The organism is Alkalibacterium sp. m-11, assembly GCF_054658155.1.
In genome coordinates this window covers 1-644 of record NZ_BAAGIR010000321.1, presented here as the reverse complement: position 1 = coordinate 644, position 644 = coordinate 1, and the positions used below count along the sequence as shown (strand labels likewise).

Annotated in this window: 1 protein-coding gene; it reads right to left on the bottom strand. The window is 33.7% G+C overall.

Translation table 11 applies throughout. From position 1 onward, the window contains the following. Positions 1–322: 322 nt before the first annotated feature. Positions 323–644, bottom strand: a 322-nt coding sequence (locus ACYQ2O_RS12615; protein WP_459796754.1) for an ATP-binding protein, incomplete at its 5' end; no start/stop codon positions are given.

The following is a 644-nucleotide window of genomic DNA, read 5'->3' as shown; positions in this document are numbered from 1 at the left end:
ACCCTTGTGACCTTAACTGAAACCATTCAAGTGTTTGTCAAGGGCAAATGCGGCTCCGATTGGTATAGTCAGTGGGCCTTCACCACCTTTAATTTTTAGTTTTCATAAAAAATTTGACAGTTCCAAGAAGTGAGACTACAAGTCCCATTCTTACGATATGAGCTTAAAAATAAAAATTAAATCAAATATACAGTATGGTTTTTTCAAATATCATCCATAGTTAATTTATCATAATATCCCATATTGTCAAGGACAGTATAAAATTGTAGGTTTTTGACAGAATAAAAATGTAGGTTTTTGACAGTCTAATTTAGAAGTCCATTTACATTTTCCCTTTCATACGATATGATTTTCCAGTAATCTTGAAGACTTTAACATGGTGAACCAGGCGATCAAGAATAGCGGCGGCTATTTCAGAATTCTGAAATAGCTCCCCCCATCGAGATAAGATAATATTTGTCGTAATCATTGTTGATTTTTTTTCGTAACGCATCGTTAATAGTTGAAAGAAGAGGTTAGCTTCAACTTTTTGAATTGGTAAATAACCTATTTCATCAATGATCAAAAGATCATATTTGGCATATCGTTTCAGAACACGATCGACGGTCCCTTTTTCAAAGGCAGAACGAAGACGTAAAAGTAAT